Annotated in this window: 23 protein-coding genes; 15 read left to right on the top strand and 8 right to left on the bottom strand. The window is 70.5% G+C overall.

The genetic code is table 11. The annotated features are described in order from the left end of the window. Window positions 1-3: 3 nt before the first annotated feature. From ASD93_RS08170 to pcp, 3 genes are all read right to left on the bottom strand, one after another. On the bottom strand, window positions 4-1,023 hold the full coding sequence (locus tag ASD93_RS08170; RefSeq protein WP_056121218.1) for a 1-aminocyclopropane-1-carboxylate deaminase: 1,020 nt from the start codon (window positions 1,021-1,023) through the stop codon (window positions 4-6). Then, window positions 1,020-1,706 (bottom strand): GntR family transcriptional regulator, encoded by a 687-nt coding sequence (locus ASD93_RS08165; RefSeq protein ID WP_056121216.1) that lies wholly within the window; start codon window positions 1,704-1,706, stop codon window positions 1,020-1,022. The genes ASD93_RS08170 and ASD93_RS08165 overlap by 4 nt, the downstream gene beginning before the upstream one ends. 162 nt (window positions 1,707-1,868) lie before the next feature. Further along, on the bottom strand, window positions 1,869-2,504 hold the full coding sequence (gene pcp, locus ASD93_RS08160; RefSeq protein ID WP_200950645.1) for a pyroglutamyl-peptidase I: 636 nt from the start codon (window positions 2,502-2,504) through the stop codon (window positions 1,869-1,871). Window positions 2,505-2,588: 84 nt separating this feature from the next. Here pcp and ASD93_RS08155 point away from each other — a divergent pair, with 84 nt between their 5' ends. The 4 genes from ASD93_RS08155 to ASD93_RS08140 are packed head-to-tail and all read left to right on the top strand — an operon-like array spanning window position 2,589 to window position 7,250. After that, window positions 2,589-3,125, top strand: a complete 537-nt coding sequence (locus tag ASD93_RS08155; protein ID WP_056121214.1) for an RNA polymerase sigma factor — start codon at window positions 2,589-2,591, stop codon at window positions 3,123-3,125. Next, complete coding sequence (locus tag ASD93_RS08150; protein ID WP_056121213.1) at window positions 3,122-4,288, top strand: hypothetical protein; 1,167 nt, start codon at window positions 3,122-3,124, stop codon at window positions 4,286-4,288. Before ASD93_RS08155 ends, ASD93_RS08150 begins: the two co-directional genes overlap by 4 nt. A gap of 58 nt (window positions 4,289-4,346) precedes the next feature. Then, on the top strand, window positions 4,347-6,146 hold the full coding sequence (locus ASD93_RS08145) for a proline--tRNA ligase (protein WP_056121210.1): 1,800 nt from the start codon (window positions 4,347-4,349) through the stop codon (window positions 6,144-6,146). 45 nt (window positions 6,147-6,191) lie between these two features. Beyond that, window positions 6,192-7,250, top strand: a complete 1,059-nt coding sequence (locus ASD93_RS08140; protein ID WP_056121209.1) for a TIGR00730 family Rossman fold protein — start codon at window positions 6,192-6,194, stop codon at window positions 7,248-7,250. 12 nt (window positions 7,251-7,262) lie between these two features. Here the strand turns inward: ASD93_RS08140 and ASD93_RS08135 are convergent, their stop codons facing one another. The 3 genes from ASD93_RS08135 to ASD93_RS08125 form a co-directional block, all read right to left on the bottom strand. Next, complete coding sequence (locus tag ASD93_RS08135; RefSeq protein ID WP_056121207.1) at window positions 7,263-7,784, bottom strand: pyridoxamine 5'-phosphate oxidase family protein; 522 nt, start codon at window positions 7,782-7,784, stop codon at window positions 7,263-7,265. Between the two features lie 71 nt (window positions 7,785-7,855). Continuing rightward, entirely contained in the window at window positions 7,856-8,689 is an 834-nt protein-coding gene (locus ASD93_RS08130) for a DUF1206 domain-containing protein (protein WP_056121205.1), read from the bottom strand. Window positions 8,690-8,718: 29 nt separating this feature from the next. After that, window positions 8,719-10,278 carry an alanine/glycine:cation symporter family protein gene (locus ASD93_RS08125; RefSeq protein ID WP_056121203.1) on the bottom strand — a complete coding sequence of 520 codons (1,560 nt, stop codon included), beginning with the start codon at window positions 10,276-10,278 and terminating at the stop codon, window positions 8,719-8,721. A 123-nt stretch (window positions 10,279-10,401) separates the two neighbouring features. Here ASD93_RS08125 and nusA point away from each other — a divergent pair, with 123 nt between their 5' ends. From nusA to rbfA, 4 genes are all read left to right on the top strand, one after another. Then, window positions 10,402-11,391 (top strand): transcription termination factor NusA, encoded by a 990-nt coding sequence (gene nusA / locus ASD93_RS08120; RefSeq protein WP_056121200.1) that lies wholly within the window; start codon window positions 10,402-10,404, stop codon window positions 11,389-11,391. Between the two features lie 77 nt (window positions 11,392-11,468). Beyond that, on the top strand, window positions 11,469-11,741 hold the full coding sequence (locus ASD93_RS15725; RefSeq protein WP_082569245.1) for a YlxR family protein: 273 nt from the start codon (window positions 11,469-11,471) through the stop codon (window positions 11,739-11,741). 77 nt (window positions 11,742-11,818) lie between these two features. Beyond that, a complete protein-coding gene (infB, locus tag ASD93_RS08115; RefSeq protein WP_056121198.1) occupies window positions 11,819-14,608 on the top strand; it encodes a translation initiation factor IF-2 in 2,790 nt (929 codons plus the stop codon). Between the two features lie 55 nt (window positions 14,609-14,663). Next, the gene (gene rbfA / locus ASD93_RS08110) at window positions 14,664-15,098 is read left to right on the top strand and encodes a 30S ribosome-binding factor RbfA (RefSeq protein WP_056121196.1); all 435 of its coding nucleotides are present in this window, start codon (window positions 14,664-14,666) and stop codon (window positions 15,096-15,098) included. A 3-nt stretch (window positions 15,099-15,101) separates the two neighbouring features. Here rbfA and ASD93_RS08105 read toward each other — a convergent pair whose 3' ends face one another. Beyond that, window positions 15,102-15,968: an A/G-specific adenine glycosylase gene (locus tag ASD93_RS08105; protein WP_056121195.1), complete on the bottom strand. Its 867-nt coding sequence runs from the start codon at window positions 15,966-15,968 to the stop codon at window positions 15,102-15,104. A gap of 61 nt (window positions 15,969-16,029) precedes the next feature. Between ASD93_RS08105 and ASD93_RS08100 the strand changes: the two genes are divergently transcribed. Genes ASD93_RS08100 through ASD93_RS08090 form a run of 3 tightly spaced genes read left to right on the top strand, consistent with a single transcriptional unit; the run spans window position 16,030 to window position 17,968 of the window. Then, window positions 16,030-16,716 carry a uridine kinase gene (locus ASD93_RS08100; protein WP_056121194.1) on the top strand — a complete coding sequence of 229 codons (687 nt, stop codon included), beginning with the start codon at window positions 16,030-16,032 and terminating at the stop codon, window positions 16,714-16,716. Then, window positions 16,716-17,603, top strand: coding sequence for a tRNA pseudouridine(55) synthase TruB (gene truB, locus ASD93_RS08095; RefSeq protein WP_056121193.1), 888 nt, complete (start codon window positions 16,716-16,718; stop codon window positions 17,601-17,603). The genes ASD93_RS08100 and truB overlap by 1 nt, the downstream gene beginning before the upstream one ends. Continuing rightward, window positions 17,600-17,968, top strand: a complete 369-nt coding sequence (locus ASD93_RS08090; RefSeq protein WP_056121192.1) for a hypothetical protein — start codon at window positions 17,600-17,602, stop codon at window positions 17,966-17,968. The genes truB and ASD93_RS08090 overlap by 4 nt, the downstream gene beginning before the upstream one ends. Before the next feature lie 6 nt (window positions 17,969-17,974). On the opposite strand, the gene ASD93_RS08085 is transcribed toward ASD93_RS08090, so the two are convergent. Further along, window positions 17,975-19,108 (bottom strand): peptidoglycan DD-metalloendopeptidase family protein, encoded by a 1,134-nt coding sequence (locus ASD93_RS08085; RefSeq protein WP_056121186.1) that lies wholly within the window; start codon window positions 19,106-19,108, stop codon window positions 17,975-17,977. 163 nt (window positions 19,109-19,271) lie between these two features. On the opposite strand from ASD93_RS08085, the gene ASD93_RS08080 reads away from it, so the two are divergent. The 4 genes from ASD93_RS08080 (at window position 19,272) to deoC (ending at window position 22,609) form a co-directional block, all read left to right on the top strand. Next, a complete protein-coding gene (locus tag ASD93_RS08080; RefSeq protein WP_056121184.1) occupies window positions 19,272-19,721 on the top strand; it encodes a hypothetical protein in 450 nt (149 codons plus the stop codon). After that, a complete protein-coding gene (locus ASD93_RS08075; RefSeq protein ID WP_056121182.1) occupies window positions 19,718-20,692 on the top strand; it encodes a bifunctional riboflavin kinase/FAD synthetase in 975 nt (324 codons plus the stop codon). The genes ASD93_RS08080 and ASD93_RS08075 overlap by 4 nt, the downstream gene beginning before the upstream one ends. Next, window positions 20,689-21,423 (top strand): hypothetical protein, encoded by a 735-nt coding sequence (locus ASD93_RS08070; protein WP_056121181.1) that lies wholly within the window; start codon window positions 20,689-20,691, stop codon window positions 21,421-21,423. The genes ASD93_RS08075 and ASD93_RS08070 overlap by 4 nt, the downstream gene beginning before the upstream one ends. A gap of 178 nt (window positions 21,424-21,601) precedes the next feature. After that, window positions 21,602-22,609, top strand: a complete 1,008-nt coding sequence (deoC, locus tag ASD93_RS08065) for a deoxyribose-phosphate aldolase (protein WP_056121180.1) — start codon at window positions 21,602-21,604, stop codon at window positions 22,607-22,609. The last annotated feature ends 1 nt before the right edge of the window (window position 22,610 follow it).

Below are 22,610 nucleotides of genomic sequence, written 5' to 3'. Positions count from 1 at the left end.
CGCTCAGCTCCAGAGCGAGTGGTAGGCATTGATGGCCGGCTGCCCGCCGAGGTGCGCGTAGAGCACCGTCGAGTCCTTGGGGATGTCGCCGGTCTTCACGAGGTCGATCAGTCCGGCGAGCGACTTGCCCTCGTAGACGGGGTCGGTGATCATCGCCTCGAGCTGGGCGCCGAGGGCCATCGCGTCCATCGTCGACTCCACCGGGAGGCCGTAGAGCTCGCCGGCCCAGCCCTCGAGCACCTGGATCTCGTCGTCGCGCAGGTCACGGCCCAGCTCGATCAGCGCCGCGGTGTTCCGTGCGATCCGTGCGACCTGATCGCGCGTCTTCTCGAGAGTCGCCGAGGCATCGATGCCGATGACGCGGCGCTTCACGCCCGTCAGGTCCTCGAGTGCCGCGAAGCCGGCGATCATGCCGGCGTGTGTCGAGCCGGTCACGGTGCACACGACGATGGTGTCGAAGAACACGCCTTGCTGCTTCTCCTGCTCGGCGACCTCGAAGGCCCAGTTCGCGAAGCCGAGTCCGCCGAGCGGATGCTCCGACGCGCCCGCGGGGATCGGATAGGGCGTGCCGCCGGATGCCTCGACCTCGGCCAGCGCGTCCTTCCACGAGTCGCGGATGCCGATGTCGAATCCGGCGTCGTCGAGCCGGGAGTCGGCACCCATCATGCGCGAGAGCAGGATGTTGCCGACTTTGTCATTCACCGGGTCGTCCCACGGCACCCACTTCTCCTGCACGAGACGGGCCTTGAGGCCCAGGTGCGCGGCGACGGCGGCGACCTGCCGGGTGTGGTTGGACTGGTAGCCGCCGATCGAGACGAGCGTGTCGGCGCCGGAGGCGAGCACGTCGGGGACGATGTACTCCAGCTTGCGCACCTTGTTGCCGCCGTACGCGAGGCCGCTCGACACGTCCTCGCGCTTCGCCCACACCTGCGCACCGCTGAGGTGCTGCGTGAGCCGCTTGAGGTGCTGCAGCGGGCTCGGGCCGAAGGTGAGCGGGTAGCGGGGGAACTGATCGAGCTTCACGAGGTCTCCTCGGGCCGGGCGTCGGGGGACGGGTGGGTGGGCGACGGCACGGTGAGGCTCCGCCAGGTCTGTTCGGCGACGGATGCTGCGCCCTCTGCGTCGCCGGCGGCGCAGAGCTCGATCAGCCGTTCGTGCCGCGAGGCGGAGTCCCGGCCCTCCGTGGACGCGAATCGCAGTCGCTCGGCCCGGTGCAGAACGGGCTCGTACTGGCCGATGACGGCCCGAACGGCGGAGTTGCCGCACACCTCGACCGCGACGGCGTGGAACTCCTCGTCGGCGGCGAGCGCGGCATCCGTGTCGCCGTCTCGCTGCGCCTGGGCGAATCGGGCGTTCGCGGCGCGCATGCGGTCGAGATCCGCCGGCGTCATGCGGGGGACCGCGGCGGCGACCGCGATGCGATGCATCGCCGCGACGACGTCGCGAGCGTCGAGGATCGCCCGCGCCTCCAGCGGCGCGACGACGGTCGAACGGCCCGGCAACGCGCGGACGAGACCCGCACGGCCGAGTTCGAGCATCGCTTCACGGACCGGCGTGCGGCTCACACCGAGCCAGTTCGCGATTTCGGTGTCGCGTAGCTGTTCATCGGGTGCGAGGGTGCCGTCGACGATGGCGTCGCGCAGGCGGGCGAGGACCTCGTCGCGCAGCAGGGCGCGGGGGGCGAGCGTCTCGGAAGGAATGGGCATATATGCAATATATTGCACGCGGAGCGCGCTGGCGAGCGCGCGGGCGCCGGCACTCAGTCCGCGACGGCCGAGCACACCGTCGGCAGTCCGTCCCGATTCCCGGCGCGTGCCGCCGCCCGCCGTACGGCGCGGGCGAAGTCGCCGACGCTGTGCTCGTCGAGGTCAGTGGAGAGCGCCGCCGGGAACCGAGGTATCGGCCGCTGTCGTCAGGGCTGTGCGCACCGCGATCTCGAGTGCCCGGCCGATCTCGCGCAGCGGCAGGGTGGCGGCATCCGGATCCGGCGCGTGCTCGGCGGACCAGGGGACGTGGACGAATCCGGCGCGCGTGCCCGGCGGGGCGGCGTCCAGCGCGGTGAAGAACACGTGGTTGCACACGAAGGTGCCGGCCGAGTAGGACACCTCGGCGGGGATGCCCGCGTCCTCGAGCGCACGGAGGATCGCCTTCACCGGCAGAGTCGCGAAGCGAGCCGCCGGTGCGCCTGCGACGCTCGGCTCGTCGATGGGCTGTGCGCCGTCGTTGTCGGGTATGCGCGCATCGACGAGGTTGACGGCGACGCGCTCGACGCCGACCCGGGTCCTGCCGCCGGCGAGACCGGCGGCGATCACGACGTCCGGCCGGTGCTCGGCCATGAGCTCGCGCAGCCGGGACGTCGCACCGGCGAACGTGACCGGCAGCACCGCGGTCACCAGCACCTCGGGTCCCGCCCAGTGGGCGGCGACCAGATGCACGGCTTCGCCCGAGGGGTTGCCGGCGTCGCCGCCGAAGGGCTCGAAGCCGGTGAGGAGCACGGTGGTCACACGATCCAGCGTACGGCGCGCACTTTTTGGGCGCGAATGGCCTCCCTCTGGGAACCATTCGCCCGAGCGCGGACACTACAGGGTATGAGCGAAGGAGACGCGGCGGTGTGGGCGCGGCTGTGCGAGGGCCAGGAGTCCGCCCTCACCGAGCTGTTCGACCTGCATCAGGCGCGTCTGTTCCGCCAGGCGGGCCGGCTGCTCACCACGCGGGAGGACGCCAAGGATGCCGTCTCGATCGCCTTCTTCGAGCTCTGGCGCAAGCGGGAGGCCGTGCGCCTCGTCGACGGCTCGCCGCTGCCGTGGCTGCTCAACACGGTCTCGCACTCCGCGCGGAATCTCGAGCGGTCGAGTCGCCGATATCGCGCGCTGCTCGCCCGGACGCCGGCCGTGCGCGATCAGCCCGCACCCGCCGCGCCCGACGAGTCGGGAGTGCTGGCCGCTCTGAAGCGCCTTCCCGCGCGCGAGCAGAGCGTCCTGGTGCTCACCGTGCTCGAGGGGTATCCGGACCGTGTCGCGGCCGAGACGCTCGGGATCCCGATCGGAACCGTGAAGTCCCGCCAGGCCCGGGCGAAGGCCAAACTGCGACACGAGCTGGCCGCGATGGAAGGAGCATGGGCATGAACGCCGAACTCACCCCACGCGAGCTCTCCGACATGCGGGACGCGCTCCGCGCCGGTGCCCAGCGGCTCCACCCCGCCGGCCAGCGGCGCATGCAGATCATCGCTGCGTCCGTCGCGTTCGTCCTGGTCGCGGGGATAGGTGGCGCAGCGGTCGCGACCGCCTCGCTTGTCGGGCTCGGCATCGACCGGGGCACCCTCGCCACGCCGAGCGAGACGCCTCGGCCGACCCCCACGCTGTCGCCGACACCCGAGCCGACTCCGCCGGCTCCACCCGCGCAAGGCGTGCTCCCGTTCGGCGGGGAGTGCGAGAACGCCCTCGACGAAGCGGCGGTCGAGGCGGTGTCGGGCATCGACATGATGCTCTCGGACTATCGCTGGAGGACGGGCGCCGACGACGTACTGGGCGGGATCGACTGCGTGTGGGTGTCCGACGGCGTCTATCTCGCGGCGATCACGCACCTCCACGCGTACCCGGATTCGGTGGTCGGGAACGATCTCCGCGAGGGCACCCCCACGGGATGCGTCGGGGTGGAGGGCGGCATGGAGTGCACGGAGGCCGGATCCGTCGACGGCACGTGGCTCGTGGTGCGCTCGTTCGGATCCGAGGTCGCCGTGACGGAGGCAGCAGTGGAGGGGCTCTTCACGGCTGCCTCGGAACGCCTCGCGGAGCACCCCGCGGCAAGCCCGGCAACGCGCACCCCGCAGTGGTGGCGGCTGGCCGACTGCCAGGGGCTCGCCGCGTCGATCGATCCGGCCGTCTACGGGTTCGAGCGGGTGGCACTGCTCGCCCAGAGCAGCCGCGGGGAGCCCACGGAGCAGATGGAGGGAATCGCGCTCTTCGCCGAGGCGACGAACTGGTGCGACCTGCACTTTACGTCCGGCAGTGGCGACGCGATCTCCGGTGAGGTGGTCCGGATCGGCGTCGTCCCGGGCGGTGCCATCACGTTCCAGACGGCGCTCGACGCGGCGGACGCCCGTGCCGTGTCCGTCGACGGCGCTCAGGGCGCGGTCATCGTTCCGGGACTGAACCGGTACGAGGGATCGGAGTCGGTCGTCGTCGTGACGGACGGGGTCAACATCCTCACGCTGACGCCCGACTTCTCGCGCGATGCGGCAGAGGCCGCGCCGCTGGCGGCGGCGGTGCTCGGGATGATGCATCCCTGAGCGCGAGGAACCCGCTCGCCCGAGGCGGCTCCGCCCGACCCCTCTAGACTTGACCCTCGTGGTCACCCGTCTGTCGCACTTCTTCCTCCGCACGCTCCGCGAAGACCCGGCCGATGCCGAGGTCACGAGCCACCGTCTGCTCGTGCGCGCCGGTTACATCCGCCGCGCTGCGCCGGGCATCTTCACGTGGCTGCCGCTGGGCCTTCGGGTCAAGGCGAAGATCGAGGGCATCATCCGCGACGAGATGTCGAACGCGGGAGCCTACGAGGTGCATTTCCCGGCGCTGCTCCCGCGCGAGCCCTACGAGCAGTCGGGCCGGTGGACGTCCTACGGCGATGGCATCTTCCGTCTGCAGGACCGCCGCGGCGCCGACTACCTGCTCGCGCCGACGCACGAGGAGATGTTCACCCTCCTCGTGAAGGACCTGTACTCGTCGTACAAGGACCTTCCCCTGTCGATCTATCAGATCCAGGACAAGTACCGCGATGAGGCACGCCCCCGCGCGGGCCTCCTGCGCGGCCGCGAGTTCACGATGAAGGATGCCTACTCGTTCGACTACACGGACGAGGGGCAGGATGCCTCGTACCAGGCGCAGCGCGATGCGTACGAGCGCATCTTCCAGCGGCTCGGTCTGGAGTACGTGATCGTCGCGGCCGACAACGGGCTCATGGGCGGTGCCCGGTCCGAGGAGTTCCTGCACCCGATCGCTGTGGGCGAGGATACGTTCGTGCGCTCCGCCGACGGGTATGCCGCCAACGTCGAGGCGTACACGACGACCGTGCCCGATGCCATCGCGTTCGAGGGAATCGGCGAGCCCGTCATCTTCGATTCGCCGAACACGCCGACCATTCAGACGCTCGTCGATCACTCCAACGCCCACCTCGCCGCGCCGGCCCCCGGGATCGCGGGTCCCGGCACCGATGGCCTCACCGAGTGGACCGCGGCCCACACGCTCAAGAACGTCGTGCTGGCGCTCACGCACCTCGACGGCACCCGTGAGCTCGTGATCGTCGGCGTGCCCGGAGACCGCGACATCGACGACAAGCGCGTCGAGGTCGCCTTCGCCCCGGCCGCCGTCGAGCCCGCGACCGAGCAGGACTTCGAGAAGCACCCGCTGCTCGTCAAGGGCTACATCGGTCCGTGGTCCGAGACGGGCCCCGTGCTCGGCGAGGAGTCGGCCACCGGCATCCGCTATCTCCTCGACCCGCGCGTGGTCGACGGCACGGCATGGGTGACCGGCGCGAACATCGACCAGAAGCACGTGCACACCCTCGTCGCCGGGCGCGACTTCACGGGAGACGGGTTCGTCGAGGTCGCCAATGTGCGCGCCGGCGACCCCGCGCCCGACGGCTCCGGCCCGGTCGAGCTCGCGCGCGGCATGGAGATCGGCCACGTCTTCCAGCTCGGACGCTTCTTCGCCGAGACGCTCGGGCTCAAGGTCCTCGACGAGAACGGCAAGCTCGTCACCGTCACGATGGGCTCCTACGGCATCGGCGTGACGCGCATCCTCGCGATCCTCGCGGAGTTGAACAACGACGAGCGGGGGCTCGTGTGGCCCGCTTCGGTGGCGCCGTTCGACGTGCACGTCGTCGCGACGGGCAGGGATGCCGCGGTGTTCGAACTCTCGGAGCGGATATCGGCCGAGCTCGAGGCATCCGGTCGCGACGTCCTCTACGACGACCGGCCCAAGGTGTCTCCCGGCGTGAAGTTCGGGGACGCCGAGCTCGTGGGCGTTCCGCAGATCCTGATCGTCGGACGCGGTGCCGCCGACGGCCAGGTCGAGCTGTGGGACCGCCGCACGGGCGACCGCGAGGTCGTCCCGGCCGCCGACGCGGTCGCACGCCTCACCGCCCGCTGATCCAGGGATCGCCCCGCGCCGCGCAACGCGTGGGAGGCTGGGAGCATGGCCCGCGATGCGATCGTCTCGGCAGCTGTCACCGACGACCTGCGCGCTGTCATCGCGGATGCGGGAATCGTCGAGAACACCGACCTCATCGCCCGCATCCTCGCCACCGGAGTCGGCCTCGGCCTCGACGGCGCGAGCAGGCTCGATCTGAAGATCACCACGGCCGCGCTCACCGAGATGCGCGCCGCCTTCCGGCACTTCGCACCGTATGCCGGCGTGCCGAAGGTGACGATCTTCGGCTCCGCGCGCACGCGGCCGGACGATCCCGTCTATCTCGCCGCCGCGCGCGTCGCCGAGGCGCTCGCCGGAAGCGGATGGCTGGTGGTCACCGGCGCCGGCCCGGGCATCATGCAGGCCGCCGCCGAAGGGGCGGGCTCGGAGCGGTCCCTCGGAGTCTCCATCCGCCTGCCGTTCGAGGAGCGCCCGAACGCGGTCATCGCAGAGAACGCGCGCAACGTCGCGATGAAGTACTTCTTCACGCGCAAGCTCATGCTCGTGAAGGAGTCGCACGGGTTCGTCTGCGTGCCCGGCGGGTTCGGCACTCTCGACGAGCTGTTCGAACTGCTCACGCTGCAGCAGACGGGCAAAGCCGAGCCGACGCCCATCGTGCTGCTGGACAAGCCGGGCGGGACCTTCTGGCGCGGGCTGGAGCGTTTCGTTCACGAGCAGCTCGCCGGATCGGGACTCATCTCGGCGGACGACTTCGACCGGTTGCTGCTGACCGACTCGGTCGACGAGGCCGCCGCTGCGGTCACCGGCTTCTGGCGCAATTACGACTCCCTGCGGTGGATCGGCGACCGGCTCGTGCTGCGCCTCAAGGCGACCCCCACCGACGCCGAGGTCGACGCGCTGAACGACCAGTTCGCCTCCCTGCTGGAGTCGGGTGGCATCGAGCGCACCGGCCCGCTGCGAGCCGAGGCGGACGACGAGGCGCGCGCGACGCTGCCAAGGCTGGTGCTGCGGCTGAATCCCGTGCACGTCGGCTCGCTCTATCGCCTGATCCGCGCGATCAACGCCCTGCCGAGTGCACCGCAGGGACCCGCCCGCGCAGCCTGAACCCGCGACGCCTCAGCAGCTGACCCGGCCGTGGCGCATCATGTCGTCGGGCGTGTCCTTGGTGACGAGCGCCTTGAGCATGCCTGCCGCGGCGACGAGCTTTCCGTGTGCCGGCTCCCAGAACTCGCACTCCACCGGAGTGACGCGGAGGAGCGCGATATCGGGGGTGTCGAGACCCTTCTCGAACCAGATGTCGAGGTCGGGGGAGTAGAGCTCCTCCATCTTCGCCCGGTCATGCACGACGCTCGCGCGGCCAGCCACCGAGACATAGCGATGGTCCTTCGCGTCGAGATACGACAGGCCCACATCGTGCTCGGGGTCGCTCTCGGCCTGGACGACCTTGTCGGTGTGCTCGAGCGTGAAGAACCAGATGTCGCCGCCCTCATCCATCTGGCGTGTGCTCATCGGGCGGCTCACGAGGTTGCCTGCGGCATCCCTCGTCGTCAGCATGGTGAAGTCGATGTCCTCGACGAGCTCGCGCACGCGCTCGATCGCGTCGGGACCGGTGACTTCCTGGGGTGTCGTCTCTGCCATGCCCTCGACGCTCCTCCGCGCTCCCGCGCGCGGCAAGGCATTGACAGGGCGGATGCCGCGGCCTAGCGACCTCACATGCGCGCGTAGCGCGCGCGGGCGATCGTGAACCCTCCGTAGGCGATGAAACCGCCGCCCACGATCCCCACCAGCAACGGTCCGAGGGTGAGGGCGAGCAGCGCCTCGACCGCACCGTCGAGACCGCCCGCGGTCTCGGCATCCGACCGCACCGCCGAGATCAGCAGCAGGATGCCGACGATCACGAGCGCCACGCCCTTCGCGACGAAGCCGACGACGCCGGCGATCTCGACGGCGCGCCCGCGTGCGCCCTCGGGGATGTCCAGACGCTTGCGGAAGCTGCGGAGGGTGCCCATGATCACGAACGACACACCGCCGGCGACGATGCCCAGCCCGATGAGTGCGAGCACGACGGGCCCGCCGGGGATGTCGAGGAGGCCACGGCTGGCGGTCTCGGCCGTCTTCTCGGCGTTGGGCCTCGCGCCGAGCGCGATGGCCGCCGCGATCAGCCCGAGTGCGACGAACACGAGGGCCTGCCCCCACTCCGCCGCGCGGCGGCCCCACTTCCGCGCCGCCCCCGCCACGTCGTCCGACCGGTCCCGCGCGAGGACCCCCTCGGCCAGGTGCCACAGTCCCAGCGCCCACAGTGCGACGGCGATGAGCCACAGCAGCACGAATCCGAGGGGCGCCGCGGCCAGGGCCTTCATCGCGCCGGCCTGGTCGCCTTCGGCGTCTCCGCCGAAGGCGAGCACGAGCACGATGACGCCGATCAGGACGTGCACGATGCCGTTGGCGACATATCCCGCCCTGGCGAGCACCTCGAAGGTCGCACTCGACTCGGCTTCTCTGGCCGCGGTCTTCGCGGCGGTCCTCGGTGACGATGCCGCCATGCGGTCAGCCTACGGCGAGCGCGCGGGGGCTAGGTCGTCTTGCGCCCGCCCTTGTCGGTGTGCAGGTGGTCGCGGTGCTTCGCGGCCTGGCGGTCCTCGGCGACCGGATCGGCGGGCCCCCTGACGCTGCGCGCGTCCTCCCACACCGCGATCCCCTTGACGTCGGGCATCAGGTCGCGCGTGAACAGCGGATCACGGCCGCTCCGGCGCTGCTGCGTGTAGTCGTTCAGCAGCCGGAAGGCGATACCCGAGAGCAGTGCGATGGCGATGAGATTCGTCAGCGCCATGAACCCCATCACACCGTCGGCGAAGCTCCACACGAAGTCGGCGCTGACGACCGCGCCGGCCAGCACCGCCAGCACGACCAGGATCCGGTAGCCCGCGAGAACGCCGCCGCGCTCGGTGATGAACTCGATGTTGGATTCGCCGTAGTAGTAGTTCGCCAGGATCGAGCTGAAGCCGAGCAGGAAGATGATCACCGTGAGCGCGACGCTCGACCAGTCGCCGAGTGCGGAGACCAGCGCGTTCTGGGTGAGGCTGATGCCGCGCGACGCATTCGCCAGGTCAGGCTCGGACACGAGGATGATGAACGCCGTGATCGAGCACACGAGGAAGGTGTCGAAGTAGACGCCGAGGGTCTGCACGAGACCCTGCTTGACCGGATGCGTCACGGCGGCGGTCGCACCGGCGTTCGGCGCCGAGCCGAGGCCCGCCTCGTTGGAGAACATGCCTCTGCGCACGCCCTGCAGAACGATGTAGCCGAACGTGGCTCCCACGACCTCGTTGTAGCCCCACGCCTGCGTGAAGATCTCGGCGAAGGCGGTGGGGATGTAGTCGACGTTGGTCGCGACCACGGCGAGCCCGAGCAGGAGGTAGGCCAGAGCCATCGCGGGCACGACCGCCTGCGTCACCGAGGCGATGCGCCGGACGCCGCCGAACACGACGAGGGCGGTGAGGACGGCGAGCACGAAGCCCACCGCCCAGGGGAGCCACGGCGGCGCCTGCGGACCGACCGTCGCGCTGAGCGTGGCGGTGATCGTGTTCGCCTGGAGCGCGCTGAAGGCATAGGGGAAGCACACGATGAGGATCACCGCGAAGAGGATCCCCATCCATCGGCGGCCGAGGCCGCGCTGCATGTAGTACGCGGGTCCGCCGCGGAAGCCGTTGCGGTCGCGCACCTTGAACAGCTGCGCGAGAGTCGACTCGATGAAGCTCGAGGCGCCGCCGATGAAGGCCATGACCCACATCCAGAACACCGCTCCGGGACCGCCGAGCGCGATGGCCGTGCCCACTCCGGCGATATTGCCCACGCCGACGCGCGACGCAGCGGAGATGGTGAAGGCCTGGAACGCAGACACCGACTGCGTTCTCCCGCCCTCGCCGCGGGGCGTCTTGTCGGTGAGGGTGCGAAACATCTCGGGGATCATCCGGAACTGGACGACTCCGGAGCGCACCGTGAAATACAGGCCGAGGAGCACCACGACGGGAAGGACGATCCAGTTCCACAGGTTGTCGCCCCACGCGACCATCCACTCGTTGACAGCGTCCACGCGCTCAGTATGGCGATCGCCCCGCGCGGAGGCCACCATCCGACGGGGTGATTCGCGCCGCCCCGCCAGGCCGTTCCCAGCGTCGAGGGACCCGGCATCCGGTAACGTGGGAGGGTTCCGGCGGCAGGATGCGTCGGTGAGAGCTGAATACGGAGGCCCAGAGTGGACATCGATCTCGGATTGCTGCGGACTGTCGAGCGAGAGAAGGAAATCCCCTTCGACGAGCTCGTGCGGATCATCGAGCAGGCCATTCTGACGGCATACGCCAAGCACACGTCGCCCACGGGCGAGCTTCCCGAGGGCGCACGCGCCGAGCTCGACCGCAAGACCGGCCACGTCGCCGTCTTCATCCCGGTGCTCGACGACGAGGACGTGGTCATCGGCGAGGAGGAGTCCACGCCCGAGGACTTCGGCCGCATCGCCGCCTTCGCCGCCAAGCAGGTCATCAGCCAGCGTCTGCGCGACATCGCCGACGACGCCGTTCTCGGCGAGTTCCGCGGCAAGGAGGGCGACATCGTCGCCGGCGTCGTGCAGCAGGGGCCCAACCCCCGCATGGTGCACGTCGACCTCGGCACGGTGGAGGCCATCCTTCCGCCTGAGGAGCAGGTCGCCGGCGAGGAGTACGCCCACGGATCGCGCCTGCGCGTCTACGTGACCTCGGTGTCCAAGGGAACCAAGGGGCCGCAGATCACGGTCTCGCGCACGCACCCCGGACTCGTCCGCAAGCTGTTCGCGCTCGAGGTGCCCGAGATCGCCGCCGGACTGGTCGAGATCGTGTCGCTCGCCCGCGAGGCCGGTCACCGCAGCAAGATCGCCGTCAAGGCCAACGACCCGACCATCAACGCCAAGGGCGCCTGCATCGGCGAGCTTGGACGCCGCGTCCGCGCGGTGACCGAGGAGCTCGGCGGCGAGAAGATCGACATCGTCGACTACGACCCGGAGCTGGCAAAATTCGTCGCCAACGCCCTGTCGCCGGCCAAGGTGACCTCGAGCTTCATCCTGGATGCCTCCAGCAAGGCTGTACGCGCCCTCGTGCCCGACTATCAGCTGTCCCTCGCGATCGGCAAAGAGGGCCAGAACGCCCGTCTGGCCGCCAAGCTGACCGGCGCGAAGATCGACATCCAGCCCGACAGCATCCTGGAGGATGCCTGACCGTCGCCCCGGCGACGGTGGTCCCGGCGGCTCGGTGTGGGAAAGGGGGGTCCGGGGGATCTTTCCTCCGGTGTAGAATGGATCCTGTACGAACGTGCGTCGGATGCCGCACGCGTGCCTCCCGCTCCGCCCTGCTGAGGGTGGTCGTCATCGATTCCGTCCTCGTCCCAGACGAGCACGCAGTCCTGCCGGGGAGGGGTGCGTGGGTGCACGAGACGAGTGAATGCCTGGATGCCGCACTGCGGCGCCGAGCGTTCGTGCGGGCATTGCGTGTGTCAGGCCCGCTTGACACGCAGACCATCGAGAAACGGCTGAACGGCTATGGAAAAAAAGTGAACGGCTCGAAATGAGACCCGTCCGCGACTAACGGTCTGCCCTGCCTGGGTAGATCCCAGACAGGAGAATTGTGGCAAACGCCAAACCACGCGTGCACGAGATCGCTTCCGAACTCGGCGTCGACAGCAAGGTCGCTCTCGCGAAGCTCAAGGAGCTCGGCGAGTTCGTGAAGAGCCCGTCGTCGACCATCGAGCCCCCGGTCGCCCGCAAGCTGCGCGCCGCCCTCGAGGCCGACGGCACCGCGGCGCCCGCCGGTGACGCGAAGCAGGCCGCTCCGGCCCGCCCCGCGGCGCGGCCCGGTCCCGCGCGCCCGGCCGCCCCTGCGGCGCCCGCTGCCCCGGCGGCGAACACCCCCGCACCCGCACCCGCTGCCGCCGCTCCCGCGCCGGCTCCGGCTGCTTCGACTCCGGCCGCTCCGGCCGCCGAGGCACCTGCTGCCGAGGCACCCGCTGCTGAGGCACCCGCTGCCGACACGGCCGCGCCGGATGCCTCCGGCCCGAAGCCCGGTGCACCCGCTCCCGCGGGTCCCCGCCCCGGCGGTGCGGCTCCGCGCCCCGGCAACAACCCCTTCGCGTCCGCGCAGGGCATGGGCCAGCGCCCCGCCGGACCGCGTCCGGGCAACAACCCGTTCGCGTCGGCACAGGGCATGGGCCAGCGCCCGAGCCCCGGCAACATCCCGCGCCCGCAGGCTCCGCGCCCCGGCGCGCCCCGCCCCGGCGCCCCGCGCCCCGGCGGCGCGGGTCGTCCCGGTGGCGGCGGCCGTCCCGGCGCGCCGTTCCAGCAGCGTCCCGGCGGCCCCGGCCGTCCCGGTGGTGCCGGCGGCGGCGGCGGATTCCAGCGTCCCGGCGGCGCGCCCGGCGCGGGTGCGCCCGGCGGCGGCTTCGCCGGTCGTCCCGGCGGCGGTGGCGGCCGCGGCCGCGGCCCCGGCGGTGGCACCGCCGGCGCGTTCGGCAAGGGCGGCGGCAAGTCGAAGCAGCGCAAGTCGCGTCGCGCGAAGCGGCAGGAATTCGAGATGCGGTCGGCGCCGGTCGTCGGCGGCGTCAACGTCTCGAAGGGCAACGGCGAGATCATCCGCCTGCGCCGAGGCGCGTCCATCGCCGACTTCGCCGACAAGCTCGAGGCACTGCGCGGCTACACCGTCCAGCCCGGCACGCTCGTGACGATCCTCTTCAACCTCGGCGAGATGGCCACGGCCACCGAGTCGCTGGACGAGGCCACGTTCGAGGTGCTCGGCGCCGAGCTCGGCTACAAGATCCAGATGGTCTCGCCCGAGGACGAGGACAAGGAGCTCCTCGAGGGCTTCGGTCTCGACCTCGAGGCCGAGCTGGAGGCGGAGAACGAGGAAGACCTCGAGATCCGGCCTCCGGTCGTCACCGTCATGGGCCACGTCGACCACGGTAAGACGCGACTGCTCGACGCCATCCGCCAGACCAACGTGGTCGCGGCCGAGGCCGGCGGCATCACGCAGCACATCGGTGCGTACCAGGTGTGGACCGAGCACGAGGGCATCGAGCGCGCCATCACCTTCATCGACACCCCGGGTCACGAGGCGTTCACCGCCATGCGTGCTCGTGGCGCGCAGGTGACCGACCTCGCGATCCTGGTGGTCGCGGCCGACGACGGCATCATGCCGCAGACGGTCGAGGCGCTGAACCACGCCCAGGCGGCGAACGTGCCGATCGTGGTCGCGGTGAACAAGGTCGACAAGCCCGACGCCAACCCGGCCAAGGTGCGCCAGCAGCTCACCGAGTACGGCCTGGTCGCCGAGGAGTACGGCGGCGACGTGCTGTTCGTCGACGTCTCGGCCCGTCAGGGCACCGGCATCCAGGAGCTGCTCGACGCGGTCCTGCTGACCGCCGACGCCGGCCTGGACCTCACGGCCAACCCGAACAAGGCTGCCCGCGGTGTCGCGATCGAGGCGAAGCTCGACAAGGGCCGCGGCTCGGTGGCCACCGTGCTCATCCAGTCCGGAACGCTGCGCGTGGGCGACGCGATCGTGGCGGGCACGGCCTACGGCCGCGTGCGTGCGATGGCCGACGAGAACGGCGACGCCGTCGAAGAGGCCTACCCCTCGCGTCCGGTGCAGGTGCAGGGTCTGAACTCGGTGCCGCGTGCCGGCGACACGTTCATCGTGACCGAAGAGGACCGCCTGGCCCGCCAGATCGCTGAGAAGCGTGAGGCTGCCGAGCGCAACGCCCAGCTGGCCAAGGCCCGCAAGCGCATCTCGCTCGAGGACTTCACCCGCGCTCTCGAAGAGGGCAAGGTCGAGTCGCTCAACCTCATCATCAAGGGCGACGTGTCGGGTGCCGTGGAGGCGCTCGAGGAGTCGCTCCTCAAGATCGAGGTCGACGATTCGGTCCAGCTGCGGATCATCCACCGCGGCGTCGGTGCGATCACCGAGTCCGACATCAACCTGGCCACGATCGACAACGCGATCGTGATCGGCTTCAACGTCCGCCCCGACACGAAGGCGCGCGAGCGCGCCGCTCGCGAGGGCGTGGACGTCCGGTTCTACTCGGTCATCTACAACGCGATCGACGATGTCGAGCAGTCGCTCAAGGGCCTGCTCAAGCCGGAGTACGAAGAGATCCAGTCGGGTGTGGCCGAGATCCGAGAGGTGTTCCGCTCCTCGAAGTTCGGCAACATCGCCGGTGTCATCGTCCGCTCGGGCACGATCACGCGCAACGCCAAGGCGCGGGTCATCCGCGACGGCGTGGTCCTCGCCGACGGCCTGGCCATCGAGTCGCTGCGCCGCTTCAAGGACGACGTCACCGAGGTCCGCACGGACTTCGAGGCGGGTATCGGCCTCGGCAAGTACAACGACATCCAGATCGGCGACGAGATCGAGACCACCGAGATGGTCGAGAAGCCTCGCGGCTGATCGCAATCGGTGAGGGGCGCCCGAGGGCGCCCCTCACCTGTCGAAAGGAACGGACATGGCCGGCGAACGTCAGGCACGACTGGGCGACCGCATCCGCGTGATCCTCGCCGAACGGCTCGAGAAGGGCCTGCGCGACCCCCGGCTGGGGTTCGTGACGATCACCGACGTCCGCGTGACGGGCGATCTTCAGCACGCATCGGTGTTCTACACGGTGCTCGGCACCGAGGAGGAGCGGGCGGCGTCCGCGGAGGCGCTCACCTCGGCGACCGGGATGCTGCGCTCCGAGGTCGGCAAGCACCTCAACACGCGGCTCACCCCGTCGCTCGAGTTCATCCTCGACGCGATTCCCGAGAACGCCGACCACATCGCCGATCTGCTCCGCGAGGCGCGCGAGCGCGACGCGGCTGTGGCCGGGCTCGCATCGTCGGCCTCGTATGCCGGCGACGCCGATCCGTACGTGAAGCCGCGCGAAGCCGACGACGAGGACTGATCCTCACGCCGGCAGGCGCAGGAGCCCATCGGATGCCTCGACCAGCCCGTCTGCGATGAGGGAATCGATCGCCCGATCGCGCTGGAGCATGTCCGGCCAGTCGCTCGCGACGTCGATGAGGGCCACGGCGTGGGCCGAGGCATCCCTCAGCGCGCGCAGCACCGCACCGCGCGCCTGTCGGTCGCTGCCCTCGTAGCGCGCCTGGCGGCGGCGGTCATCGCCGGTGTCCGGATACCCTGCCGCTCGCCACGCGCACCGATCCGCGATCGGGCACACGTCGCACCGCGGCGATCGGGCGGTGCACACGACGGCTCCGAGCTCCATCGCGGCGGCATTCGTCACCGCGGCGTCGGCGTCGCCGGTCGGGAGGATCGCCGTCATGGCGGCGAGGTCGCCTCTGGACGGCGGCCCCGGCTGCGACCGTCCGCCGATCGCCCGCGCGAGAACACGCCGCGTGTTCGTGTCCACCACCGGGTGACGGTCCCCGTAGGCGAAGACGGCGACGGCGCGCGAGGTGTAATCCCCGATGCCCGTCAGTGCGAGGAGGGCGTCGACGTCGCGGGGAACGATGCCGTCGTGCCGGTCGCGGATCTCGACGGCGGCGCGATGCAGCCACAGAGCCCGTCGCGGGTAGCCGAGGTTCGCCCACTGCCGAACGGCCTCGGCCGGAGAATCCGCGGCGAGCGAGGCCGGCGTGGGCCAGCGTGCGAGCCACGCCTCGAGGTGCGGGATCACCCGGTTCACCGGAGTCTGCTGGAGCATGAACTCGCTCACGAGCGTGCCCCACGCGCCGAAGCCCGGATGCCGCCAGGGCAGGTCCCGCGCGTTGTCGCGGTACCACCCGATGAGCGGCGTCGCGAGGTCGGGCATGCCGTTCAGCCTATGCTCGACGCGAGCCGGGCAGCGCCGTGTCCGGCCGTAGGCTGGGGGCATGCGCCTGCCGATCACCCCCGTCACCACGCTGTGGCGCGAACTGCGCGACGAGGTGAGGCGGAGGAACCCCGGCGGCCGCGTGATCGTCGCGATCGACGGCGTCGACGGAGCGGGGAAGACGACATTCGCCGACGGTCTCGCGGAGGTCTTCGCCGAGAAGGGCGCCGCCGTCTACCGGGCGAGCATCGACGGCTTCCATCGCCCGCGATCCGAGCGCTACGCACGCGGGCGGACGAGTCCCGACGGGTTCTACCGCGACTCCTTCGACTACGGCACCTTCCGTCGCGTGCTCATCGACCCCTTCCGCGACGGCGCGCAGACCTCGGGCGCGACCGGGTTCCAACTCGCCTCCTTCGACGTGGCCCGCGACGCGGTCGAGGAGTCTCAATGGGTGACAGCTCCGCGCGATGCCGTGCTCGTGGTCGACGGCATCTTCCTGCACCGCCCGGAACTGCGCGATCTGTGGGACTGGTCGCTCTGGCTCGACGTGCCGGAGCCCGTCGCCGCGCGGCGCCTGGCGGACCGTGACGGGAGCGACCCCGATCCGGAAGCGCCGTCGAACGCGCGGTATCGCCAGGGGCAGAGGATCTACCTCCGCGAGGCGCAGCCTCAGGCCGCGGCATCCGCCATCGTCGACAACAGCGACCTCGCGCACCCGCGGCGCACGGCGCGGGAGTCCGGCTGATGGCAGCCGCCGGCATCCTTCTCGTCGACAAGCCCGCCGGGATCACCTCGCACGATGTCGTCGCGCGCGCCCGCCGTGCCCTGGGGACGCGCAAGATCGGGCATGCGGGCACGCTCGATCCCATGGCGACCGGACTCCTCGTGCTCGGCGTCGAAGGGGCGACGCGCCTGCTGACATTCATCGTGGGTCTCGACAAGACCTATACGGCGTCGATCCGACTCGGCGTCGCGACCGACACCGACGACGCAGACGGCCAGGCGGTGGCGGCGACGGATGCCTCGTCCCTCGCCTCCGCCGCGATCCACGCCGCGATCGCGCCGCTCACCGGCCGCATCTCGCAGGTTCCGAGCACCTACTCGGCCATCAAGGTCGACGGCCGCCGCGCCTACGACCTCGCCCGCGCCGGCGAGGAGGTCGAGCTCAAGGCCCGCGAGGTCACGGTGTCGCGCTTCGAGGTCCTGGCCGAGCGGCGGGAAGCGGAGGTGGTCGACCTCGACGTGGTGGTGGACTGCTCGAGCGGCACCTACATCCGATCGCTCGCGCGCGACCTCGGCTCCGCGCTCGGGGTCGGGGGGCACCTCACGGCGCTCCGGCGCACATGCATCGGCCCGTTCGACGTCACCGACGCCGCGCGCGTCGAGGAGATCGGCGATCGGCCCCTGATCGCCCCCGCGGAGGTCGCGGCATCCGTGCTGGGCCGGTTCGACGTCACCGCCGATGAGGCGCGTGACCTGCGCCACGGCAAACGGCTCGCCGGCGCCGCCGCCCGGCTCGAGCACGAGCGCGCAGCGGCGATCGACCCCTCCGGCACGCTCGTGGGCATCGTGGGCGGGCGCGGTTCCGACGTCAAGAGCATCATGAACATGCCCGAGGAGGCTCCCCGATGATCCTGTGGTTGACGATCGCGGAGGTCGCCGTCGCGGTGCTCGCCGGATCGCTGTGCCTCATCGCCGGGCTTGCGGGCCGCCGGCCCAGCGACCTCACCGTGGGCTCCCTGGCGCTCGTCGAGCTGCTGCTGGTCGTGCAGATCGTCGTGGCGGTCATCGCACCGTTCGCGGGCAACACCCCGACCGGCAGCGCGCTCGAGTTCTGGGTGTACCTGATCTCGGCCGCCTTGCTGCCGATCGCCGGAGTCGCCTGGGCCCTGCTCGAGCGCAGCCGCTGGAGCACGGTGATCATGGGCATCGCGGCGCTCGCAGTCGCCGTCATGGTGTGGCGCATGCACGTGATCTGGACGGTCCAGATCGCGTGAGCGGGGTCAGCGCTTGACGAGATACGTCGAGTGCACCCAGCCGGTCTTGCCGGCGTAGGACACCTGGCGCCACTGGCCGCTGGACGCCTTGATGACGCCGACGTTCGCGCCCTTGGGGATCAACAGAATCCGGGCGTTGGCGGTGGAAGGTCCGGTGCGGAGGTTGAGTGCCGCCGTCGCGGCATACGTGGGCGGCTTCGGTACGGGGCGCGGCGCGACGACCGCCGGAGCCGGAGGCTTGGTCGGCGAGACCAGCGATGCCGACACCCATCCCGTCTGCGTGCCGACCTTGACGGGGATGAAGCCCGCAGTGATCGTGCCCGGGACGTGGACCATGGCGGTGCCGAGAGGCAGCATGCGGATGACCGAGTAGCCGGTCGATGGTCCGGTGCGGAAGTTCACGCCCCCCACCGTGTAGTACGTGCACGTCGCCGGCGTCGGCTTGGCATTCACCCGGTACGCCGAGGTGTACAGGTCCACCCCCTTGTTCTTGAGGAAGGCCGCGGCATCCGTCGCCACCATGCCGGCGGGCGTCGACTTCCACAGTTCCAGGTGGAGGTGGTTTCCGGATGAGGCTCCGCTGGTGCCGACCTGGCTGATGCGCTGGCCCGCGGTGACGGTCTGGCCGACCTTGACGTGTGTCGTCGCGGACCACATGTGCATGTAGACGGTCTTGTACTCGACGCCGTCGATGATGCTGCGCACGGAGATGTAGCCCTCTTGGGAGGACGTCCCGTTCACCGTCGCCGTCACGATTCCCGCGGCGACGGCGTGGATGGGAGCGCCGCCCGCGGCCGCCATATCGACGCCTCGATGAACGGTGGGGCCGTAACGGACCGGGATGCAGCGGGGGCCGAAGTAGGAGGAGACGGAGTAGCTCTTCGCGGCGAGGGGCAGACGGAACGTCGCCGCCGTCGGCGTGGGCGTCGGCGTGGCCTTCGGGGTCGCGGTCGGCGTGGGCGTCGGCGTGGCCTTCGGGGTCGCGGTCGGCGTGGGCGTCGGCGTGGCCTTCGCGGTCGCGGTCGGCGTGGGCGTCGGCGTAGCAGCGCTCAGCTGAATCGCCGAAGCGGGGGAGATGATGCCGATGGTCAGCGCCGCAGCGGCGGCGCCGGCGAGCAAGAGGGTACGGATCGATCGCATGGTGGGTACTTCGCAAGGGGAGAGGCGGATAGGGAAGTACGGCACGGGTCCGTGCTGTGAATATTGTCACTTATCGGTGTGTCTGTCTACTGGTGTTAAACAAGTGGCCTATGTGACTGCCTCGCGAGGTCAACCGTGCGGCCCGAACTAAGATTGACGAGCCATGACATCCCCCGCTCGTCCTCGCCGCCGCATGACCGGAATCGGCCGTGTCCTCGTCGTCGTCTACGGGATCATGGCGCTCGCCGCCACCGGTCGCTCGTTCGTCCAGATCGTCGAGCGATACGAGGAGGCCCCGCTCGCGTACGCGCTGTCGGCGCTGTCGGCGCTGGTCTACATCGTCGCGACGTTGGCGCTCGTATTCGCCGGCTCTCGCGGCTGGTATCTCGTGGCGTGGATCGCGATCGTCTTCGAACTGGTCGGTGTGCTGGTCGTCGGTGCGCTGAGCCTCGCGCTGCCCGAGCTGTTCGCCCATCCGAGCGTGTGGTCCTGGTTCGGGCTCGGGTACGTGTTCGTCCCCCTCGTCCTCCCGTTCTTCGGGCTGTGGTGGCTCATGACGCATCGCCCGGCGGAGCGCGAGACCGCGCTCGAGAGTGCTGTGGTGGCCTCGTGATCGTCTTCCGCGATCCCGCGGAGGTGCCTGAGGGCTTCGGACCCTCGGTCGTCGCGATCGGCAAGTTCGACGGTGTCCACTCCGGACATCGAGCCGTGATCGATCGCGCAAGGGTGGATGCTGCGGAGGCGGGCGCGCGTGTCGTCGCCGTCACGTTCGACCGCAATCCGCTGGCGCTCCTCCGCCCCGAGATCTGCCCCGACAGTCTCGTCGGCGCGCACCAGAAGCTCGACCTGCTCGCCAGCGCGGGCGTCGACGCGACCCTGCTGCTGACGTTCGACCGGGCCCTCGCCGATCTCGGTGCGCGCGAGTTCGTCGAACACGTCCTCGTCGGCGCCCTGGGCGTGCGCATCGTCCTGGTGGGCGGGGACTTCCGCTTCGGCCGTGGGGGAGCGGGCACGCCGGACCTCCTGCGAGAGCTCGGCGCCGAGTTCGGCTTCGAGGTCGACATCGTCGACGACGTGCGCGCGATCGATGCCGGGCGCAGGGTGTCCTCCACCTGGGTGCGCGAACTGCTGGCGGAGGGCGACGTGGCCGGAGCGGCGAGGATCCTCGGCCGCTCACACTCGGTGCGCGGCGTGGTCGTGCACGGACTCAAGCGCGGCCGCGAGCTCGGATTCCCGACCGCCAACCTGTCGTCCGACCTCGAGGGCTTCGTGCCCGCTGAGGGGGTCTACGCGGGCTGGCTGGTCGACGGCGGCGCACTCGACGCCGATCATCACCGGGACGCGCGGCGCAGCATCCGCTATCCCGCCGCGATCAGCATCGGCACCAACCCGACCTTCGACGACGTCGTCCTGCGGCAGGTCGAGGCGTACGTGCTCGACGAGACCGACCTCGATCTCTACGGACACACGGTCGAGATCGAATTCGTGGCCCGCATCCGCGGTATGGTCGCGTTCGAGGGGATCGGTCCGCTCATCGAGCAGATGACCGACGATGTCATCCGGGTGCGCGAGGAGCTGACATGACGGACGCGGTGGAGCAGACCCGACCCCGGATGTCCGTTCTCCGCCGCGTGATCGTCGGCATCATCATCGTCTCGTTCGGGCTCGCCGCCCTCGGCGGCATCGTCGTACTGCTCGGCGCCGAGCTAGGCGATCCGGCGTGGAAGGTCCTCGGCACGACGGGTCTCGTCGGCGCCTTCAGCGTGGCCGTGCTCTGCTGCGCGTCGCTGCTCGGGCGGCGCCTGCAGATCGTCGGGCTCGTCGGCGCAGCGGTGGCGGTCATCACCGCCGTCCTCGCGATCATCGCGCTGTGGGCCCAGCCGTCGTGGGAGGCGGAGCTGTTCTGGGATGTCCTGTGGACGATGGTCGCGGCATCCGTCGGCCTGGCGTTCGCGTGCCTGCTCCTGCTGCTGGCGGATCGTCGTCAGCGCGTCGTGCGGATCGGCCTCATCGTGACGCTCGCGCTGTTCGCGCTGGTGTTCGTCCTCGTCGTGTACCCGGTGTGGACCGACGAGACCGGCGGCGAAGCGTACTCGCGAACGATGGGGATCGCCTCGATCCTCGCTGCCCTCGGCGCCATCGTCGTGCCCGTGCTGTCGCTGCTGCTTCGCGAGCGACCCGCCGACGCCGCTGCCCGGCCGGGAGCGCTGTCGCCCTCGACGATCGCCCGGCTCGAGGCAGAGGCCGCGCGACGCGGCATGACGCCGGACGAACTGGTGGCGGAGCTCATCTGGCCGGCCGCGCCCCCGGCGTAGGGCCCGCCGACCCGTAGACCGGCCAGGCCCGACGAGCCTACGATCGAGCCGTGCGCGGCATCCGACGGTCACCGGCGATCGCGGCGCACCCGACCGAGCCGGGTAGGCTTGACGTTTTGCGCGACGAGGTGAGCGATCCTCGCCCCCGCGAGCAGGATCACCAGACAGAGGGAGCACCATGAGCCGCACCGATCTGCAGACGCTGCCCGAGCGGGCCGTCGCGCTGCTCGGCGGGGAACCCGACGACACGACCCTCCGCCGCTATCTGCACGGCCTGCCCGGCGTCGATGCCGTGGGCCTGGAGCAGCGGGCGGCCGGCCTCGGCACCCGCTCGATCAAGACATCCTCCAAGGCGTGGGCGCTCGACAAGATCATCGATCTCATCGACCTGACCACGCTCGAGGGCGCCGACACGCCGGGCAAGGTGCGATCGCTGGTCGCCAAGGCGCTGAACCCGGATGCGTCCGACCCGACCTGCCCGCGCGTCGCCGCCGTGTGCGTGTACGGCGACATGGTGCCGTACGCCGTCGAGGCGCTGGGCTCCGCGCACGGCGACCCCGACGACGGGCTGGTCTCCGTGGCGGCGGTCGCGACAGCGTTCCCGAGCGGGCGCTCCTCGCTCGAGATCAAGCTCGCCGACACCGCGGAAGCCGTCGCGCACGGCGCCGACGAGATCGACATGGTGATCGACCGCGGCGCATTCCTCGCGGGCCGGTACGGCCTGGTCTTCGACCAGATCGCCCGTGTGAAGGAGGCCTGTCGTCGTGAGGACGGCACCTACGCGTCGCTCAAGGTGATCCTCGAGACCGGTGAGCTCACCACCTACGACAACGTCAAGCGCGCGTCATGGCTCGCCATCCTCGCCGGCGGCGACTTCATCAAGACGTCGACCGGGAAAGTGCAGCCCGCCGCGACCCTGCCGGTGACGCTGCTGATGCTCGAGGTCGTGCGGGACTGGCATCGCGCGACCGGCGAGAAGGTGGGCGTCAAGCCGGCTGGCGGCATCCGCACATCCAAGGACGCGATCAAATACCTCGTCACCGTCGCGGAGACGGTGGGCGAGGAGTGGCTGCAGCCCCACCTGTTCCGCTACGGCGCGTCGAGTCTGCTCAACGACGTGCTGCTGCAGCGCCAGAAGCTGAAGACCGGCCACTACTCCGGCGCCGACTACGTGACGATCGACTGAG

It is taken from the genome of Microbacterium sp. Root180 (genome assembly GCF_001428485.1).
GTDB lineage: Bacteria > Actinomycetota > Actinomycetes > Actinomycetales > Microbacteriaceae > Microbacterium.
Note: the sequence above shows the minus strand (reverse complement) of the source record. Positions and strands in the feature narration are given on the sequence as shown.

Bases quoted from the DNA above. Each gene is read 5' to 3' on its own strand.
- ASD93_RS08130 (WP_056121205.1), bottom strand. From the start codon at position 8,689: ATGGCGGCATCGTCACCGAGGACCGCCGCGAAGACCGCGGCCAGAGAA.
- deoC (WP_056121180.1), top strand. From the start codon at position 21,602: ATGAGCCGCACCGATCTGCAGACGCTGCCCGAGCGGGCCGTCGCGCTG.
- ASD93_RS08155 (WP_056121214.1), top strand. From the start codon at position 2,589: ATGAGCGAAGGAGACGCGGCGGTGTGGGCGCGGCTGTGCGAGGGCCAG.
- ASD93_RS08090 (WP_056121192.1), top strand. From the start codon at position 17,600: ATGATCCTGTGGTTGACGATCGCGGAGGTCGCCGTCGCGGTGCTCGCC.
- truB (WP_056121193.1), top strand. From the start codon at position 16,716: ATGGCAGCCGCCGGCATCCTTCTCGTCGACAAGCCCGCCGGGATCACC.
- ASD93_RS08085 (WP_056121186.1), bottom strand. From the start codon at position 19,108: ATGCGATCGATCCGTACCCTCTTGCTCGCCGGCGCCGCCGCTGCGGCG.
- rbfA (WP_056121196.1), top strand. From the start codon at position 14,664: ATGGCCGGCGAACGTCAGGCACGACTGGGCGACCGCATCCGCGTGATC.
- ASD93_RS08070 (WP_056121181.1), top strand. From the start codon at position 20,689: ATGACGGACGCGGTGGAGCAGACCCGACCCCGGATGTCCGTTCTCCGC.
- ASD93_RS08100 (WP_056121194.1), top strand. From the start codon at position 16,030: ATGCGCCTGCCGATCACCCCCGTCACCACGCTGTGGCGCGAACTGCGC.
- ASD93_RS08135 (WP_056121207.1), bottom strand. From the start codon at position 7,784: ATGGCAGAGACGACACCCCAGGAAGTCACCGGTCCCGACGCGATCGAG.
- ASD93_RS08150 (WP_056121213.1), top strand. From the start codon at position 3,122: ATGAACGCCGAACTCACCCCACGCGAGCTCTCCGACATGCGGGACGCG.
- ASD93_RS08165 (WP_056121216.1), bottom strand. From the start codon at position 1,706: ATGCCCATTCCTTCCGAGACGCTCGCCCCCCGCGCCCTGCTGCGCGAC.
- ASD93_RS08125 (WP_056121203.1), bottom strand. From the start codon at position 10,278: ATGGTGGCCTCCGCGCGGGGCGATCGCCATACTGAGCGCGTGGACGCT.
- ASD93_RS08080 (WP_056121184.1), top strand. From the start codon at position 19,272: ATGACATCCCCCGCTCGTCCTCGCCGCCGCATGACCGGAATCGGCCGT.
- ASD93_RS08140 (WP_056121209.1), top strand. From the start codon at position 6,192: ATGGCCCGCGATGCGATCGTCTCGGCAGCTGTCACCGACGACCTGCGC.
- ASD93_RS15725 (WP_082569245.1), top strand. From the start codon at position 11,469: ATGGATCCTGTACGAACGTGCGTCGGATGCCGCACGCGTGCCTCCCGC.
- ASD93_RS08105 (WP_056121195.1), bottom strand. From the start codon at position 15,968: ATGCCCGACCTCGCGACGCCGCTCATCGGGTGGTACCGCGACAACGCG.